Here is a 17,455-nt window from a genome sequence, read left to right on the forward strand (position 1 = left end):
AAACTGCGCACAGCCTTATCTTGTGTTGCGGAGAATCGTTCATGGTCAACAGTTGGCGTGTGCAACAAGCCGCGCGAGAAATTCGCGCCGGGGCGGTGATTGCCTATCCAACCGAAGCGGTCTGGGGCCTGGGGTGCGACCCGTGGAACGAGGAAGCGGTGGAGCGCCTGCTGGCGATCAAGTCGCGGCTGCCCGACAAGGGCCTGATACTGGTGGCGGACAACATCCACCAGTTCGACTTTTTGTTCGAAGACTTCCCCGAAGCGTGGATCGACCGCATGGCCAGCACCTGGCCAGGGCCCAATACCTGGCTGGTGCCGCACCAGGACCTGCTGCCGGAATGGATCACCGGCGTGCACGACACCGTTGCTCTGCGGGTCAGCGACCACCCCACCGTGCGCGACTTGTGTTCACTGGTCGGACCGCTGGTCTCCACCTCGGCCAACCCCCAGGGCCGTCCGGCGGCGCGCACACGGATTCGCGTCGAGCAGTATTTCCGCGGACAGGTCGACCTGGTGCTGGGCGGCAACCTTGGCGGACGCAAGAACCCCAGCGTGATCCGCGACCTGGCGACCGGAAAAGTGGTCCGGCCGGACTGAGCCGAAAACACCCTGCTCACAAGGATGTGGCGGTGGACGCGTATTCCGTGGCGAGGGGATTTATCCCCGCTGGGTGGCGAAGCCGCCCCCGCTTACGAAAAGTGCGTTATGAATCCCCCCCTTCGAAAATTCTTTTTGCTTGGCTCGGTCGCGGATATCGATCCCGTGAGCTATACCAAATGGCCATCATCGCCAAGCAAAGGGAGCCATGCGCCATGAAGGGGGCCTTATTAGCTGTCACCATTGTGTCGATTGCCGGATGCGCCAACCTGAATAGCATCTACCGAACATTTGATATTTCTCATGGGGAAAGCTCCATGAGCGATATTCGACAGAGAGCGATCCTGGTAGCCCCCAATGAGAACATAACAAAAACATACGATTCGACCGGAAAGCTTGTTTCGCAGGAGCACAAAAAGAACGGGATGTTTGTATGTGCCGAACCCAGCCCCGATGCAATGGCCTCTCTTGCTTATGAGGTAGCGGCAAAAGGGGGATATCCAGATAAGGCAAGTGGTGAATTGGCTTTCGCCATGCAGGATGGCGCCGCGTTCACAGGCATTCGTACGCAAAGCATTCAGTTGCTGCGTGATTTTGGCTATCGCCTGTGTGAGAGCTACATGTCTGGCGCGATCAGTGCCCCTCAATATGACCTGCTGATGAGGCGCTTCCAAAAAAACACGGTCGCCCTCTTGGCGATCGAACAACTGACCGGAACGATCAAATCACCCCCCATCGCCCTCACGACAAGCGGGCGGGCTGAAGCGACCAAGTCACTTTCCGAACAAAGAGCTGAAAGAGAGAAGGTCAGTGACAGAATTTCTGCCCTGGAAGCAGAGAAGACAGTTGTCGACAAGAAAATCAGCGACGCCAAAAAAGCGGACCCCAAGGCCGACACATCGGAAATGGATCAAACCGCATCGGGGTTGGCGGAAAAAATAAAAAACCTCAAAGACGACAAAAGTGTCATCGACAGCGCAATCGCCGAGACAAAAGGTGTCATTGCGGACGGAGAAATAAAGGTAAAAATAGAAACCGCCGGCATCGGCAGCCAACGATCAGATGCCCACATACAACAGATAGCCAAAACAGTCGAAGGCATCGTCAATAACATCGTTCTTTCCGATGACCAACAGCAATTGTGTATGTCGGCGCTTTTATTGCCCAACCCAAATACAGGTCAGAAAAATTTCTCGGATTGGTGCATTAAAGAAATGGATAACCAGGCTAATGCCCGGAAAGCCTTGATGGAAAACACAATATTCCAGCTAAAACGAGAGCAGGCGATCTTGCAAAGCGGAGCCAGCGCGCCAAAAAAAGAAGAAGCAAACAAGAAGTTCGATGATCTTCAGAAAGCGCTTGAAAGGTTTGGGAAAGACCCAGGGACATATAGCCTATCCCGACCTCTGCGTTGATCGATAATACAGCCAGAGCATTGCTGGCGATCCGAGCGCGGAATCACGTCGACCCGCGCTCGCCGCAACACCTCCGCGGCGAGGGAGCTTGCTCCCGCTGGGTGGCGGAGCCGCCCCAAAAAAGGCCGACGCGTTGTTCCAGACAAACCGCGTCAGCCGGTTCTCGAGGGCTGCGTACCCTTTGAATCAAGGCAACAGGATGGTCGACCCCGTGGTGCGGCGCGCCGACAGTTCTGCCTGGGCCTTGGCCGCTTCTGCCAGTGGGTAACGCTGGTTGATGTCCACCGTGAGCTTGCCGCTGCTGATCATGCCGAACAGCTCGTCGGCCATGCGTTGCAGGTTTTCGGCGTTGTTGGCGTAGGTCGCCAGGGTCGGGCGGGTAACGTACAGCGAGCCCTTGGCCGAAAGGATCCCCAGGTTCACGCCATCCACCGCCCCGGAGGCATTGCCGAAGCTGACCAGCAGGCCGCGAGGCGCCACGCAGTCGAGGGACGTCAGCCAGGTGTCCTTGCCGACGCCGTCGTACACCACTGGGACCTTCTTGCCGTCAGTCAATTCCAGTACGCGCTGTGCGACGTTTTCCTTGCTGTAGTCGATGGTTTCCCAGGCACCGTGGGCTTTGGCGACGGCGGCTTTCTCGGCGGAACTGACGGTGCCGATCAGTTTCACGCCCAGGGCCTTGGCCCATTGGCAGGCCAAAGAGCCCACGCCGCCGGCGGCTGCGTGGAACAGAATGGTTTCGCCGCCCTTGAGCTCATAGGTCTGGCGCAACAGGTACTGCACGGTCAGGCCCTTGAGCATCACCCCGGCCGCCTGTTCGAAACTGATGGACGCCGGCAGGTGCACCAGGTTGGCTTCGGGCAGCACATGCACATCGCTGTAGGCGCCCAGCGGACCGCTGCCGTAGGCCACCCGGTCACCGACCTTGAACCGTGTGACGCCCGTGCCGACCGCCTCGACCACGCCGGCCCCTTCGGCGCCCAGGCCCGAAGGCAGTGCCGGCGGCGGGTACAGGCCGCTGCGGTAGTAGGTGTCGATGAAATTCAAACCGATCGCCTTGTTGCTGACGCGCACCTGCTGCGGGCCCGGCTCGGCGGGCTCATAGTCCAGGTACTCAAGCACTTCGGGGCCGCCGTGGGAACGGAACTGGATACGTTTGGCCATCTTCACTTTCTCCTTGTCGCGGGACTTTTTACCAAGCCTGCTATCGGACTCCTAAGCCTGACCTTCGTCAACTGTGGCGTAGGCAAGCGCGGTGGTATCCTGTGCGCCCTTTTTGCCGCCGGCTCGTTACGCCGCGTAGCGTAGCCCTGATCAAGGTGATGTCATGTCCACTCGCACCGAGGCCGTGAAAGCCTACCTGCTCGACCTGCAAGACCGTATCTGCGCCGCCCTGGAAACCGAGGACGGTGGCACTCGCTTCGTCGAAGACGCCTGGTCCCGGCCTGCCGGTGGCGGTGGGCGCACCCGGGTGCTCGAAAATGGCACGGTGATCGAAAAGGGCGGCGTCAACTTTTCCCACGTCTTTGGCAGCGGTCTCCCACCGTCGGCCAGCGCCCATCGGCCGGAACTGGCCGGGCGCGGTTTCGAGGCCCTGGGCGTGTCGCTGGTGATCCATCCGCACAATCCCCATGTGCCGACGTCCCACGCCAACGTGCGCTTTTTCATCGCGGAAAAGGAAGGCGAAGAGCCGGTCTGGTGGTTCGGCGGCGGCTTCGACCTGACGCCCTACTACGGCGTGGAAGAAGACTGTGTGCACTGGCACCGCATTGCCGAGCAAGCCTGCGCGCCGTTTGGCCCGCAGGTGTATCCGCGCTACAAGGCCTGGTGCGACAGCTATTTCCACCTCAAGCACCGCAACGAACCACGGGGCATCGGCGGCCTGTTCTTCGATGACCTGAACGCCTGGGATTTCGACACCAGCTTCGCCTTCATGCGCGCCATCGGCGACGCTTACATCGACGCCTACCTGCCGATCATGCGGCGGCGCAAACATGACGCCTTCACCGCCAAGCAGCGCGAGTTCCAGGAATATCGCCGTGGGCGCTACGTGGAATTCAACCTGGTCTATGACCGCGGCACCTTGTTCGGGCTGCAATCGGGCGGACGTACCGAGTCGATCCTGATGTCCTTGCCACCGCAAGTGCGCTGGGGCTACGACTGGAAAGCGGAGCCGGGCAGCGAAGAAGCCCGATTGACCGAATACTTCCTGCAGGATCGCGATTGGCTGGCGACGGCCTGAACGAGGAGCGCTCATGGATCGCTACGTTGTAATGGGTAATCCGATCGGCCACAGCAAGTCGCCGCTGATCCACCGGTTGTTCGCCGAGCAGACCGGAGAGGCGTTGGAATACAGCACGCTGTTGGCGCCCCTGGAGGATTTTTCCGGGTGCGCGCGGGCATTCTTCCGCGAGGGCCGTGGCGCCAATGTCACCGTTCCGTTCAAGGAAGACGCCTTCCGCCTGGCCGACAACCTGACCGAGCGGGCGCAGCGCGCCGGGGCTGTGAACACGTTGAGCAAGTTGGCCGATGGGCGCCTGTTGGGGGACAACACCGACGGTGCCGGACTGGTGCGCGACCTGACCGTCAACGCGGGGTTCAGCCTCCAGGGCAAGCGCATCCTGCTGCTGGGCGCCGGCGGTGCGGTGCGCGGCGCCCTGGAGCCGTTGTTGGCGCAAGCGCCGGCCTCGGTGATCATCGCCAATCGCACGGTGGAGAAGGCCGAGCTGCTGGCCGAGCTGTTCGCCGACCTGGGCCCGGTGTCTGCCAGTGGCTTCGATTGGCTGCAAGAGCCGGTGGACCTGATCATCAACGCCACGTCGGCGAGCCTGTCAGGGGAGGTGCCGCCGATTGCCGCCAGCTTGATCGAGCCGGGCAAGACGTTGTGCTACGACATGATGTACGGCAAGGAGCCGACCTCGTTCTGCCGTTGGGCACGCGAGCACGGCGCGGTGGCGATGGATGGCTTGGGCATGCTGGCCGAACAGGCGGGTGAGGCCTTTTACCTGTGGCGCGGCGTGCGCCCGGACACCGCGCCGGTGCTGGCGGAGTTGCGCCGCCAGTTGGCGCTGTAGGGCGCTGTGGGGGCAGGCCTTGCTCCCACAACGCGAACCGCCTCAATCCTCGAATTGAATCGGGCAGTGCTCCGCCCCCTCCAGCTTCTTCAGCTCTTCCACCACTTGGGGGCGGGCCCGGCGCAGGGTCAGGCTGCGGCCCTGGCTGCGCAGGCGCCGGGCCTCCTGGTGGAGCATTTCCACCCCGGAGTAATCGATGAAGTTGATTTGCTGGGCATCGATGACCACCTGTTGTGCCTGCAATCGCTGCAGTCGCACTTGCAGGAAATGACTGGCGCCGAAAAAGATCGAGCCGCCGACCCGCAGGACCTCCGCTTCCCCTTCGCAATAATGCTGCACTCGCGGTTGGGAGGTGCGCTTGAGGTAGAAAAACAGCGAGGCCAGCACGCCCGCGTAGATCGCGGTTTGCAGTTCCAATAGCAGCGTCGCCAGGCACGTCAGGCTCATGACCACGAATTCGGCGCGGCTCACCCGGTACAGCGCGCGGATAGCACGGTGGTCCACCAGGCCCCAGGCGATCAGCAGAATGCTGCCGGCCATGGCCGGGATCGGAATGTGCGCGATCAGCGTTGCGCCGGCAACGGCGAACAGCGCCACCCACAGGGCCGAGAACACCCCGGCCAACGGCGAGCAGGCCCCGGCCTCATAGCTGAGACCGGAACGGGTAAAGGAACCGGCCGACAATGATCCGGAGAAAAATCCTCCAATGATGTTGGAAAGGCCCTGCGCCCTCACCTCCTGGTTCGCATCGAGCAATTGCCCGGAACGAACCGACAACGAGCGGGCGATCGACAGGCTGGTGACCAGCCCGAGCATCCCCACCGCGACGGCGCCGGGCAGCAGGCGCAGGATCAGCTCCAGGTCCAATGGCAGCGGTGAGAGCGGCGGCAAGCGTCCGCTAAAGGCACTGACCAGTGCCACATGCCCGAACATCGCGGGCCACAGCCAGACCACGAGGCTGCTGATAACCAGGGTTATCAACAGGCTCGGCCAACGCGGCAACGCCTTTTTCAGGGTTATCCCCAGGGCCAGCGTGGCCAAGCCCAGCAGCAAGGAGGGTTTATCCACAGCCCCGATGTGGCTGAGCAGCGCCAGCACGCCCTTCAGGGCCGTGGCTTCGTTCGGCAGGTCCAGGCCCAGCAGGTTTGGCAACTGGCCCAGGGCAATGACCACCGCCGCCCCCAACGTAAAGCCCAGCACCACCGAGTGCGAGACGAAATTCACCAGCGCCCCGAAACGCAACAACCCCAGCAACCACTGGAAAACACCCGCCAGCACGGTCAGCAGCAGGATCAAGGTGACGTAGTCCTGGCTGGCTGGCACGGCCAAGGGGCTGATGCTGGCGTACAGGACAATGGAGATCGCCGCCGTAGGACCGCAGATCAGATGCCAGGAGGAACCCCACAGGCAGGCAATCAGCACCGGCACGATCGCCGCGTACAAACCATATTCGGGGGGCAGGCCGGCAATCAGGGCGTAGGCAATGGACTGGGGCAACGCGAGAATCGCGCCGCTCAGGCCAACGATCAGGTCCCGCCCGACGCTGGCGCGGGTCTGACGGGGAAGCCAGCTCAGGAACGGAAAGAGTGAATGGCGCGTGGGCAATGCCATGGGGCCTCGAGGATGGGGTTTGGCGCAAGAGTAACAGGACAATGCACCGCTCTCTCTGTGGTGAAGATCATATCTGTGGCGAGGGGATAAATCCCCTCGCCACAACGGCCGGCTTTACAGTTTGGCCTTCACCGCCGCCAACGCGTCCTTGTCATCCACGGTCTTCACGCCGTCCAGCCATTTATCCAGCACGGCCGGGTTGGCCTTGATCCAGGCCTTGGCTGCGTCGGCGTTGCTGACCTTGTTGTTCACCACGTCAGCCATGATGCTGTTTTCCATTTCCTGGGTGAAACTCAGGTTGGTCAGCAGCTTGCCGACGTTCGGGCAGGCCTGTGCATAACCTTTGCGGGTCAGCGTATAAACGCTGCCGGTGTCGCCGAAGTACTTCTCGCCGCCCTTGAGGTAATGCATTTTCAGTTGCACGTTCATCGGGTGCGGGGTCCAACCGAGGAAGGTCACGAACTTCTGTTTCTTCACGGCCCGGGAGACCTCCGCCAGCATTGCCTGCTCGCTGGACTCCACCAGCTTCCACTCACCCATGCCGAAATCGTTGGTCTTGATGATCTCTTTCAGGGACAGGTTCGCCGGGGCGCCGGAACCGATGCCGTAGATCTTCTTCTCGAACTTGTCGGCGAACTTGTTCAGGTCGGCAAAGTTATGCACACCCGCCTCCCAGACGTAGTCCGGCACTGCCAGGGTGAACTCGGTTCCTTCCAGGTTCTTGGCCAATTGCGTGACATCGCCGTTGGCGACGAATTTGTCGTAGAAGCCCTGCTGCGCCGGCATCCAGTTACCGAGGAACACATCGACCTGGCCATCCTTGAGGCCGCCGAACGTGATCGGCACCGCCAGCGTATCGACCTTGGGCTTGTAGCCCATGCCGTCCAGCAGAAAACCGGCGATGGCGTTGGTCGCCGCGATGTCGCTCCAGCCCGGATCGGCCATCTTCACGGTTTCGCAGCTTTGCTCGGCCCAGGCCGACGCACTGCTCAATGCCAACAGCCCGGCGGCCAGTACTGTGGATAACTTTTGCATGTGCTTCCCCTTACGTTATTGGTGTTGGCAGGGTTGTGGATAACGGGCCTTGCGCTCCAGGTCATCGAGGTCGATGTGGTTACGCATGTACTGTTGGCTGGCGTCGACCAGTGGCTGGTGGTCCCAGCTCTTGAGTTTGCCCAGAGTCAGCGCCTGGGCGACAAACCGACGGCGCCGCTGGCTGGCGAGCACTTGTCGGTGAATGGCGGGGATGTCCCACTTGGCCCGGGCCTCGGCGAGAAAATCGGCGAACAGGCGCTGATGCTCCGGAGACTGGCTGAGATCCTCCAGCTCTGTGGGGTCATTGTGGACATCGAACAGCAGGCAAGGGTCGTCCTCGCTGTAGATGAATTTCCAAGGGCCACGGCGAATCATCATCAAGGGGCTGACGGTGCCTTCGGCCATGTATTCACCGAAGACTTCGTCATGCCCGCCCTGCCCTTGCAGGTGCGGCACCAGCGAGCGCCCGTCCAGCGGCAGCCCCGGTTCCAGCGTGCCACCGGCCAGTTCCACCAGGGTGGGCAGCAGGTCGGCGGTGGACACCGCCGCACTCACCCGTCCGCTGGCAAATTGTCCCGGTGCGCTGATCAACAGCGGCACCCGTGCTGCCATCTCGTACCAGTGCATTTTGTACCAGAGGCCCTTTTCACCGAGCATGTCGCCATGATCGCCGGAGAACACGATGATCGTGTCTTCCAGCAAACCGGTATCTTCCAGGGTCTGCAGGAGTTTTCCGACGTTGCTGTCAATGTAGCTGCACGCGCCGAAGTAGGCCCGGCGGGCGTCGCGAATCTTATCCACAGGCAGCGGCTTGCCCCACAGGTCATACACTTTGAGCAGGCGCTGGGAATGCGGGTCCAGCTCCGTCTGTGCCGGGGTGAGCGGTAACGGAATGTCGTTGTCGTCGTACAGGTCCCAGAACGCCTTGGGAATGGTGTACGGATCGTGGGGGTGGGTCATGGACACGGTCAGGCAGAACGGCTGGTCGCCGTCCTCGCGAATGTGGTCGAACAGGTATTGCTGGGCCTTGAACACCACTTCTTCGTCGAAATCCAGCTGGTTGGTGCGTACGCAAGGGCCGGCCTGCAACACCGACGACATGTTGTGGTACCAGCTCGGCCGCACTTCGGGTTCATCCCAATTCACGGCCCAGCCGTAATCGGCCGGGTAGATGTCACTGGTCAGGCGCTCTTCATAGCCGTGCAACTGGTCCGGCCCGCAAAAGTGCATCTTGCCGGACAACGCCGTGCGGTAGCCGAGACGGCGCAGGTAATGGGCGTAGGTGGGGATGTCCGCCGGGAAATCCGCGGCGTTGTCGTAGGCGCCGATCTTGCTGGGCAACTGGCCGCTCACCAGGGTGAAACGCGACGGCGCGCAGAGCGGGCTGTTGCAATACGCCGCGTCGAATACCACACCTTCGGCCGCCAGGCGCGACAGGTTGGGCAGCTTGATCGGCGAAGGACCGTAGATCGGCAACATTGGCGCGGCCATCTGATCGGCCATGATGAAAAGAATGTTCTTGCGCTTCATGTATTCGCGGCATTCCATAGTGAGCAGTTATGCGACATTGCTGCGATTGAGCATGTAGCCCCCGGGTTTTGGGGTAAAGCCCATGTAGGATAATGACTAGGATAAGCACAACTTATGTATGACGCCTTGGGTGACCTGTCCCTGGAGTTGTTCCGTGCCTTCGAAGCTGCCGCCCGCCAGCAGAGCTTCACGGCAGCGGCGATTGAACTGGGCACCACGCAGCCCGCCATCAGCCAACAGATCAAGCGCCTGGAAGAACAATTGGGCACGCGGCTGTTCGATCGCATCTACCGCGGCATCGAGCTGACGGAGGCCGGCTCGATCCTGTTCGAGCAAGTCCAGGCCGGCTTGCAGAGCATCGACGCTGGGCTGAGCGCAATCACGGCGCAGCACCAGCACGAGGTGTTGCAGGTGGCCACAGACTTCGCTTTTGCGGCCTACTGGCTGATGCCGCGATTGCATCGGTTTCACGCCGCGAACCCGCAGATCGACGTCAGCCTGGTGACCGGCGAGCGCAACCACAACATGCTCCGCACGGATATTGACGTTGCCGTATTGTTCGGCGACGGTCGCTTCAAACAAGGCGAAAGTCGCTGGCTGTTCAGCGAAGAAGTCTTTCCGGTGTGCAGTCCGCTGCTGCTCAAGGCGCGGCCCCTGCCCTTGCCCGCACCCGCCTTGGCGGAGTTCCCATTGCTGCACTTGCGCGCAGGCAACGGCAGCAACTGGTTTGACTGGAACGGGGTGTTTCGCGAGCTGGGCATCACCTCGCCCCCGGCCCCCGGACAGTTGCGTTTCGACAACTACACACTGTTGATCCAGGCGGCCATCGGCGGCCAGGGCGTCGCCATTGGCTGGCGGCACCTTGTGGATAACTTATTGGCCCAAGGCCTGCTGTGCCGGCCCATTGCCGAAACCGTGTTGTCGCGGTTGGGGTACTACGTGGTCTTGCCCCAGCGCAAACGGCGTGGGGCATTGATCAGGCTGTTCGTGGACTGGTTGATGGAAGAGCAGGCCAACAGCGCCGAATCACTGACCGGGCTGCCCCTGCCCTCCATTGCCGTTTGAACGCGCGGCGCCTTCAGTGGGCGGCGATGAAACTCACGTGCTGGCCCACGTGCAGGTTCAGGCGCAGCTCGTCGGCGATCCCGACCGCCACCCGGTTCAACCGCTCCAGGGCGTCCGCCAGGCCCGGTTCCAGGCTGGTGCTGACCTGGCTGAAGTGTTCGATGCCCAGGCCCGGCGCGGCGTAGGGCGAGTTGATCAGCGTCCACTGCAAGGTGCTGTTCTGCAGGGCGTCGAGCACTTCTTCGGCGGCGTGGCGTTGCAGGTCGTCGTCGCCCTGCTCCTCGTCGAGCACGGCGAAATCACCCACCAGGAACAGCCGCGGAATGTTCACCGCTTCCATCCCGGCAATCAGTGCGTCCACCGCCAGTACTTGTTCCACGGGGCCTGGAATCAGGTTGCGCTCCACCTGCTCGCTGTTCATCGGCAACCCTGGCGCGTTCAGCAGGCAGATGACGGCGCTGGCACCGGCTACGCTTTGCTTGACCCGCTCGGGATCGAACAGATCACCGGGCTTGGTCCGCAGGCCCGGCCGTGGCGCCAGGGCGGTGAGGTCGTCGAGGATGGCGATCACTTCATGCTGGCGGCGCAGCATTTCAGCCATCAATGCACTGCCGAGGCTGCTCATGGCACCATAAAGCACCACTTTGATCACCGGGGTTTCTGCATTTTTCATGGCTTTGTTCCTTTTTTGTCCCACGTGTAAGGCCTCTGACCCGCGACAAACGGCTGGGGTTCGGCCTCTTTTCGAGGAGTGACAGATGCAACGCATCAAGGGCTACCACGCCCACGTGTATTTCGACGCCAGCACCCTCGACCAGGCGCGGGCGCTGTGCGAGGAAGCGGCACAGTTGTTCCCGCTGAAAATGGGCCGCATGCATCAGCGCCCGGTTGGTCCGCATCCGGACTGGAGCTGCCAGTTGTCCTTCGACCCGCAGTACATCGGAGTGGTCTTGCCGTGGCTGGCGCTCTACCGCAAAGGCCTGGTGATTTTCCTGCACCCCAATACGGGCGATGAACTGGCCGATCACACCGACCATGCGATCTGGATGGGCGCCATGCGGCCGTTGGATCTGTCGGGTTTCTAGCCCCACTGCGATCTCTGTGGCGAGGGAGCTTGCTCCCGCGGGGCCATGCAGTAGTCCCAAACCGGGCCGCTGCGCGACCCCGCGGGAGCAAGCTCCCTCGCCACGGTTGTTCTGACGCTTCATCTTCCGAACTCGACATCCGGTTGTTGCGCGAAAGCTGGCTGAAAGCTTGCGCGATTAGGATCGCCTCACTACCGGCAAAAGACCGGTGGCCAACAACGGCTTTCGCCGCGGTCCTGGCCCCTCTACAACAACAATGGTGATTCTGATGTCCGCAACTACCTGTCCCGCCGCGCCCACTCCATCCGTTCGTCCCGAGCCCCGCATCCTGCGCTGACCTGTCCGGTTCGCCCTTGCCCGCCGCGCCACGCCTGGAGTATTTCCTATGCTGACTTTCCTTGGCTTCGCCATGGTCATCACGTTCATGTTCCTGATCATGACCAAGCGCCTGTCCGCGCTGATCGCCCTGATCATCATCCCGATTCTGTTCGCCCTGTTCGGTGGTTTTGCCCCGAAAATCGGCCCGATGATGCTCGAAGGCATCACCAAGCTTGCCCCGACCGGGGTGATGCTGATGTTCGCCATTCTCTATTTTGCCCTGATGATCGACTCCGGCCTGTTCGACCCGGCCGTGCGCAAGATCCTCAAGCTGGTCAAGGGCGACCCGTTGAAAGTTTCGGTCGGCACCGCCGTTCTGGCGCTCGTCGTTTCCCTCGATGGAGACGGCGCGACCACTTACATGATCTGCGTGGCGGCGATGTTGCCGCTGTACAGCCGCATCGGCATGAGCCCACGGATCATGGCCGGCCTGATCATCCTCGCCGGCGGCGTGATGAACATGACGCCTTGGGGTGGCCCGACAGCCCGCGCCGCCAGTGCGCTGCATGTGGATCCGTCCGACATCTTCGTCCCGATGATTCCGGCGATGGCGTTCGGCGTGGTGGCGATCCTGTTGATTGCCTACATGTACGGCAAGCGTGAACGTGCGCGCCTGGGTGAACTGCACCTGGCCGGCGATGAAATCGACCACAGCGAAATCAGCGTTTCCCAGTTCCCGGATGCCCGTCGTCCGAAACTGATCTGGTTCAACGGCGCGCTGACCCTGGGCCTGATGTGCACCCTGATCGCCGGCCTGTTGCCGCTGCCGGTGCTGTTCATGGTGGCTTTCAGTATCGCGATGATCGTCAACTACCCTTGCCTGCAACAGCAGAAAGACCGCGTTGCAGCGCACGCCGGCAGCGTATTGGCGGTGGTCGGGCTGATTTTCGCGGCCGGTATCTTTACCGGCATCCTGTCCGGCACCGGCATGGTCGATGCCATGTCCAAGAGCCTGCTGGCAGTGATCCCGGACTTCCTCGGCCCGTACTTGGCCGTGATTACCGCCCTGGCGAGCATGCCGTTCACGTTCTTCATGTCGAACGATGCATTTTATTACGGGGTGTTACCGGTTCTCGCCGAAGCCGCCAGTCACTACGGCATCACCGCCGTGGAAATGGCCCGTGCCTCGATCGTCGGCCAGCCCGTCCACCTGTTGAGCCCGCTGGTTCCATCCACCTACCTGTTGGTGGCCCTGGCCGGCATCGAATTCGGTGATCACCAGCGCTTCACCCTGAAGTGGGCAGTGCTGGTTTGCCTGTGCATAATGGTTGCCGCCTTGCTGATGGGGATCTTTCCGCTGTTCAGCACTCTATAAAAGCAATGCCCCCTGCCCGGCGCCCCCAGGTTTCTGGCGGCGCCGCGTGGCCTAACACACGCTAAAGGAACTCACATGGAATGGCTGACCAACCCGGAAATCTGGGTTGCCTTCTTTACCCTGACCGCCCTGGAAATTGTCCTGGGCATCGACAACATCATCATGATCTCGATCCTGGTCAGCCGCATGCCCAAGCACATGCAGGCGCGTACCCGGATCTTCGGCCTGGCGCTGGCCATGGTCACGCGGATCCTGTTGCTGCTGTCCATCACCTGGGTGATGCGCCTGACCGCCGATTTGTTCGAAGTGTTGGGCCAGGGCATCTCGGGTCGTGACCTGATCCTGTTCTTCGGTGGCCTGTTCCTGCTGTGGAAAAGCTCCCAGGAGATGTACCACGCGCTCGAAGGCGAGGACGAGAGCAACGACGAGCCCTCGGGCAAGGGCGGCAACTTCCTCTACACCATCATCCAGATCGCGATCATCGACATCGTGTTCTCCCTGGACTCGGTCATTACCGCCGTCGGCATGGTCTCCCATGTCCCGGTGATGGTGGCGGCAATCGTCGTTGCGGTCCTGGTGATGATGCTGGCATCGGGCACCATCAGCACGTTCATCGACAAGCACCCGTCGCTGAAAATGCTGGCGCTGTCGTTCCTGCTGGTGGTGGGTACCGTGCTGATCGCCGAGTCGTTCGACGTCCATGTACCAAAAGGCTACGTGTACTTCGCCATGGCGTTCTCCCTGGCGGTGGAAGCCATCAACATCAAGATGCGCACGGCGATTGCCCGCAAGCGCAGCCAGCAGGACCCGGTAAAACTGCGCAAGGATATCCCGGGCCAGTAAAAGGACAGCGGCAATGAACGAAGGGGCTCCTGGAGCCCCTTTTTCATGCCGGTATGAAAGTGGCCTGGTGCATGACCCGTGGGAGCGGGCTTGCTCGCGAAGAGGCCAGAACAGTCAATCCTGTGTCGCCTGACAGACTGCATTCGCGAGCAAGCCCGCTCCGACAGGGATTGGGGTGTTTTCGAGGGGGCATTTTTTATGACAGTTTTGTTTCAATCGGTTCTTTAGCTGTGCAATGCTGGCGCTCGAACCGTTCGCCAACTACAGCTTAAGTACAACAACGAATCCATGTGGCATCGTCAATTTGTCCCTTTGGGACGCTAACAGGGGGCTTGTCATGCTGACCCTGCTGAATTTGCTCTCCGCGGTGGCCTTGCTGATCTGGGGCACGCACATCGTCCGTACCGGCATCCTGCGGGTCTATGGTTCGAACCTGCGTCATGTCATCGGCCAGAACATGTCCCGGCGCTGGCTGGCGTTCCTGGCCGGCATCATGGTCACCGCGCTGGTGCAGAGCAGCAACGCCACGGCGATGCTCGTCACCTCCTTCGTCGGCCAGGGCCTGATGGCGCTGACTCCCGCCCTGGCCACCATGCTCGGCGCCGATGTCGGCACCGCGTTGATGGCGCGGGTGCTGACCCTGGACCTGTCCTGGCTGTCGCCGCTGCTGATTTTCCTCGGAGTGATCTTCTTCCTCTCGCGCAAGCAGACCCGCGCCGGGCAGATGGGCCGGGTGGGGATCGGCCTGGGGCTGATCATCCTCGCCCTGCAACTGATCGTCGAAGCCGCCGCACCCATCACCCACGCCCAAGGGGTGAAGGTGATCTTCGCGTCGTTGACCGGCGACATCCTGCTCGATGCGCTGGTCGGCGCCCTGTTCGCGATGGTCTCCTATTCCAGCCTGGCGGCCGTACTGTTGACCGCGACCCTGGCCGGCGCCGCGGTGATCAGCCTGCCGGTGGCCATCGGCCTGGTGATCGGCGCCAACATCGGCAGCGGCATCCTGGCGTTCCTCAGCACCAGCATGCAGAACACCGCCGGGCGTCAGGTGGCGTTGGGCAGCCTGTTGTACAAGCTGATCGGCCTGCTGCTGATCATTCCGGTCCTCGACCCATTGGTGGGCTGGCTGGACAGCCTGGACTTCAGTCCCCAGGAAACGGTGATTGGCTTTCACCTGCTCTACAACACCGTGCGCTGCCTGGTGTTGCTGCCCAGCGTCGCGCCGATGGCCAGGCTCTGCGCGTGGTTGCTGCCGGAGCGGCCCGAGACCAACGGCATGGCCAAGCCCCGACACCTGGACCTCACCGCCCTCGCTACGCCGAGCCTGGCCTTGGCGAATGCCGCCCGGGAAACCTTGCGTATCGGTGATCTGATCGAAAGCATGCTCGAAGCCATGCTGGACGTGCTGCATGGCCAGCAGACGGCGGTCACCCAGGACGTGCGACGCATGGGCGATGACGTCGAGGTGCTGTGCGGTGCCATCAAGTTGTACCTGGCGCAGATGCCCCGCGAAGACCTCAGCGAACAGGACAGTCGCCGCTGGGCGGAAATCATCGAGCTGGCGATCAACCTGAAGCTGGCCAGTGACCTCATCGAGCGCATGCTGCGCAAGGTCCAGCAACAGAAAACCGCACAACGCCGCTCGTTCTCCGACGTGGGCCTGGAAGAGCTGGCCGGGCTGCACAGCCAGTTGATCGCCAACCTGCGGCTGGGCCTGTCGGTGTTCCTCAGCGCCGACCGGGAAAGCGCCCGCCAGTTGCTGCGTGAGAAACGGCGCTTTCGGGCGCAGGAACGGCGAATGGCCCACGCCCACGTCAGCCGCCTGCAACGCAAGGTTTTGCAGAGCCTGGAGACCAGCGCCCTGCACCTGGAGCTGATTGCCGACATGAGGCGTCTGAATTCGCTGTTCTGCGGCAGCGCCTACGTGGTGCTGGAGACCGCTGAAATCGGTGCGCTGGCGGCCGATGAGATATCGGACATCACCCATTCGCCTTGAACATCTGGCGCATTGTCCAGTCAGTAGGATTGGACTGTCAGTCGCCAGGAAGCCGTTTATGCGTGGTCTGTTATTCGCCCTTTTCTTGCTCGGCGCCTTGCCTGCAGTTGCCCTGGACCGGTTTCAGGTCGAGGGCTATGCCTTGCCCAACGGGATGCAACTGGTGCTCAAGCCGGGCAGCGAGCGCGGGCATGTGGCCATTCGCCTGGTGGTTGGCGTAGGCCTGGATGACTTCAGCTGCGCCGATAAGGAGCTGCCGCACCTGCTTGAGCATTTATTGTTCAGCGGCGTCGACGAAACGGGCGAAGGCGGCCTGGAGGAGCGCATGCAGAGCCTGGGCGGCGAATGGAACGCTTTCACCAGCAACGCTGACACCACGTTCGTCATCGAGGCGCCGGCCAGCAACCAGCGCAAGGTCCTGGACCTGCTGATGGCGTTGCTGACCCGCACCCGCATCGACGAAAAAGCCCTGGAGGCGGCCAAGCGCGTGGTGGAGCGGGAGGACGGTGGCCATTACACCCACCTGCAACGCTGGCTCGACCGCCAGGACCTGGGACACAAGGCCAGTAACCAACTGGCGGTGGAACTGGGCCTGCGCTGCGCGGAACGGGCCGAGGTCGAGCACCTGACCCTCGCCCGCCTCGAGCACGTGCGCAAGGCCTGGTATGCACCGAACAACATGACGCTGATCGTGGTCGGCGACCTCGATCGGCTGCTGCCGGCCTACCTGGAACGCACCTTCGGCCAACTCGAACCGGTCGAACCCAGCCAGCACGAGCCGCTGCCGCAGATCCGCTACAGCGCGGTCACCAAGCGCAACCTGATCCACGGCCTGGTCGGCAACGGCGCCAAGCTTCACTGGCTGTTCCCCGAACCGGTGCTGGACGAGCAGCACGACGAAACCTTCGATTTGCTCAAGGATTACCTGGACTGGGCGCTCTACCGTCAACTGCGCCTGGCCCGCAGCCTGTCCTACGGGCCGTGGACGGAGCGCGAGGTGTTCGGCGGCGTCGGTTTCTTCAGCCTGAACGCGGACGTGGCTCGCGAGGACCTGCCCCAGGCCGAGGAAGCGCTCGAAGAACTGCGCCAGAACCTGCTCAAGGACGGCCTGGACACCGCCAGTTTCATGCGCATCAAGCGCGCGGCCATCGCGCATCAGTCCTGGGCGGTCCAGGGCAACAGCGCCCTGGCCGATTATTACTGGGGCGCCCTGGGCGATTACGAAGACGGCCGCTTCGCCAACCCGGCGCTGCGCTTGCAGTCGGTGAGCCTGGACCAGGCCAACCTGGCCCTGCGCGAACTGCTCAAGGACCCCGGCTACCTGCGCATCGAGAAGCCGTTGCTCAGCGATGATGAGTTCGTGTGGGGCGTGGGCGCGCTGCTGGCGGTGCTGGTGCTGGGGCTGGTGGCGTGGCGATTGCGCCGCCGGGCTTGAAACTGTTTCCAATGCCACACGGGTCAGATGAAAGGCTGGCGACGCACACCATGATCCTCGCCACACCGCCCCCT

15 protein-coding genes are annotated in these 17,455 nt (G+C 62.1%); 10 read left to right on the forward strand and 5 right to left on the reverse strand.

Annotated features, from left to right (window positions below):
• Positions 1–41 precede the first annotated feature (41 nt).
• Positions 42–599 (forward strand): L-threonylcarbamoyladenylate synthase, encoded by a 558-nt coding sequence (locus tag AD664_RS17525; RefSeq protein WP_053148199.1) that lies wholly within the window; start codon positions 42–44, stop codon positions 597–599.
• A gap of 179 nt (positions 600–778) precedes the next feature.
• The gene (locus AD664_RS17530; RefSeq protein ID WP_053148201.1) at positions 779–2,014 is read left to right on the forward strand and encodes a hypothetical protein; all 1,236 of its coding nucleotides are present in this window, start codon (positions 779–781) and stop codon (positions 2,012–2,014) included.
• Between the two features lie 186 nt (positions 2,015–2,200).
• On the opposite strand, the gene AD664_RS17535 is transcribed toward AD664_RS17530, so the two are convergent.
• Positions 2,201–3,178: an NADPH:quinone reductase gene (locus AD664_RS17535; protein ID WP_042728915.1), complete on the reverse strand. Its 978-nt coding sequence runs from the start codon at positions 3,176–3,178 to the stop codon at positions 2,201–2,203.
• A 163-nt stretch (positions 3,179–3,341) separates the two neighbouring features.
• Between AD664_RS17535 and hemF the strand changes: the two genes are divergently transcribed.
• On the forward strand, positions 3,342–4,256 hold the full coding sequence (gene hemF, locus AD664_RS17540; RefSeq protein ID WP_053148203.1) for an oxygen-dependent coproporphyrinogen oxidase: 915 nt from the start codon (positions 3,342–3,344) through the stop codon (positions 4,254–4,256).
• 13 nt (positions 4,257–4,269) lie between these two features.
• Positions 4,270–5,088, forward strand: a complete 819-nt coding sequence (gene aroE / locus AD664_RS17545) for a shikimate dehydrogenase (RefSeq protein ID WP_053148205.1) — start codon at positions 4,270–4,272, stop codon at positions 5,086–5,088.
• 42 nt (positions 5,089–5,130) lie between these two features.
• Here aroE and AD664_RS17550 read toward each other — a convergent pair whose 3' ends face one another.
• The 3 genes from AD664_RS17550 to betC form a co-directional block, all read right to left on the reverse strand.
• On the reverse strand, positions 5,131–6,699 hold the full coding sequence (locus AD664_RS17550; protein ID WP_053148207.1) for a SulP family inorganic anion transporter: 1,569 nt from the start codon (positions 6,697–6,699) through the stop codon (positions 5,131–5,133).
• A 114-nt stretch (positions 6,700–6,813) separates the two neighbouring features.
• The gene (gene choX / locus AD664_RS17555; RefSeq protein WP_053148209.1) at positions 6,814–7,734 is read right to left on the reverse strand and encodes a choline ABC transporter substrate-binding protein; all 921 of its coding nucleotides are present in this window, start codon (positions 7,732–7,734) and stop codon (positions 6,814–6,816) included.
• 15 nt (positions 7,735–7,749) lie between these two features.
• The gene (gene betC, locus AD664_RS17560) at positions 7,750–9,264 is read right to left on the reverse strand and encodes a choline-sulfatase (RefSeq protein ID WP_053148211.1); all 1,515 of its coding nucleotides are present in this window, start codon (positions 9,262–9,264) and stop codon (positions 7,750–7,752) included.
• Between the two features lie 114 nt (positions 9,265–9,378).
• Here betC and AD664_RS17565 point away from each other — a divergent pair, with 114 nt between their 5' ends.
• Positions 9,379–10,329 (forward strand): LysR family transcriptional regulator, encoded by a 951-nt coding sequence (locus AD664_RS17565; protein ID WP_042728909.1) that lies wholly within the window; start codon positions 9,379–9,381, stop codon positions 10,327–10,329.
• A 13-nt stretch (positions 10,330–10,342) separates the two neighbouring features.
• Here AD664_RS17565 and AD664_RS17570 read toward each other — a convergent pair whose 3' ends face one another.
• Complete coding sequence (locus AD664_RS17570) at positions 10,343–11,002, reverse strand: NAD(P)-dependent oxidoreductase (protein WP_042728908.1); 660 nt, start codon at positions 11,000–11,002, stop codon at positions 10,343–10,345.
• Between the two features lie 85 nt (positions 11,003–11,087).
• Between AD664_RS17570 and AD664_RS17575 the strand changes: the two genes are divergently transcribed.
• From AD664_RS17575 to AD664_RS17595, 5 genes are all read left to right on the forward strand, one after another.
• A complete protein-coding gene (locus AD664_RS17575) occupies positions 11,088–11,414 on the forward strand; it encodes a DOPA 4,5-dioxygenase family protein (RefSeq protein WP_042728907.1) in 327 nt (108 codons plus the stop codon).
• Positions 11,415–11,799: 385 nt separating this feature from the next.
• A complete protein-coding gene (locus AD664_RS17580) occupies positions 11,800–13,107 on the forward strand; it encodes a CitMHS family transporter (RefSeq protein ID WP_042728906.1) in 1,308 nt (435 codons plus the stop codon).
• A gap of 75 nt (positions 13,108–13,182) precedes the next feature.
• Positions 13,183–13,950, forward strand: coding sequence for a TerC family protein (locus AD664_RS17585; RefSeq protein WP_047739346.1), 768 nt, complete (start codon positions 13,183–13,185; stop codon positions 13,948–13,950).
• A gap of 337 nt (positions 13,951–14,287) precedes the next feature.
• Positions 14,288–15,946, forward strand: a complete 1,659-nt coding sequence (locus AD664_RS17590; protein ID WP_053148213.1) for a Na/Pi cotransporter family protein — start codon at positions 14,288–14,290, stop codon at positions 15,944–15,946.
• 58 nt (positions 15,947–16,004) lie between these two features.
• Positions 16,005–17,381 (forward strand): pitrilysin family protein, encoded by a 1,377-nt coding sequence (locus tag AD664_RS17595; protein ID WP_053148215.1) that lies wholly within the window; start codon positions 16,005–16,007, stop codon positions 17,379–17,381.
• The last annotated feature ends 74 nt before the right edge of the window (positions 17,382–17,455 follow it).

The organism is Pseudomonas sp. P97.38 (assembly GCF_001269745.1).
GTDB lineage: Bacteria > Pseudomonadota > Gammaproteobacteria > Pseudomonadales > Pseudomonadaceae > Aquipseudomonas > Aquipseudomonas chlororaphis_E.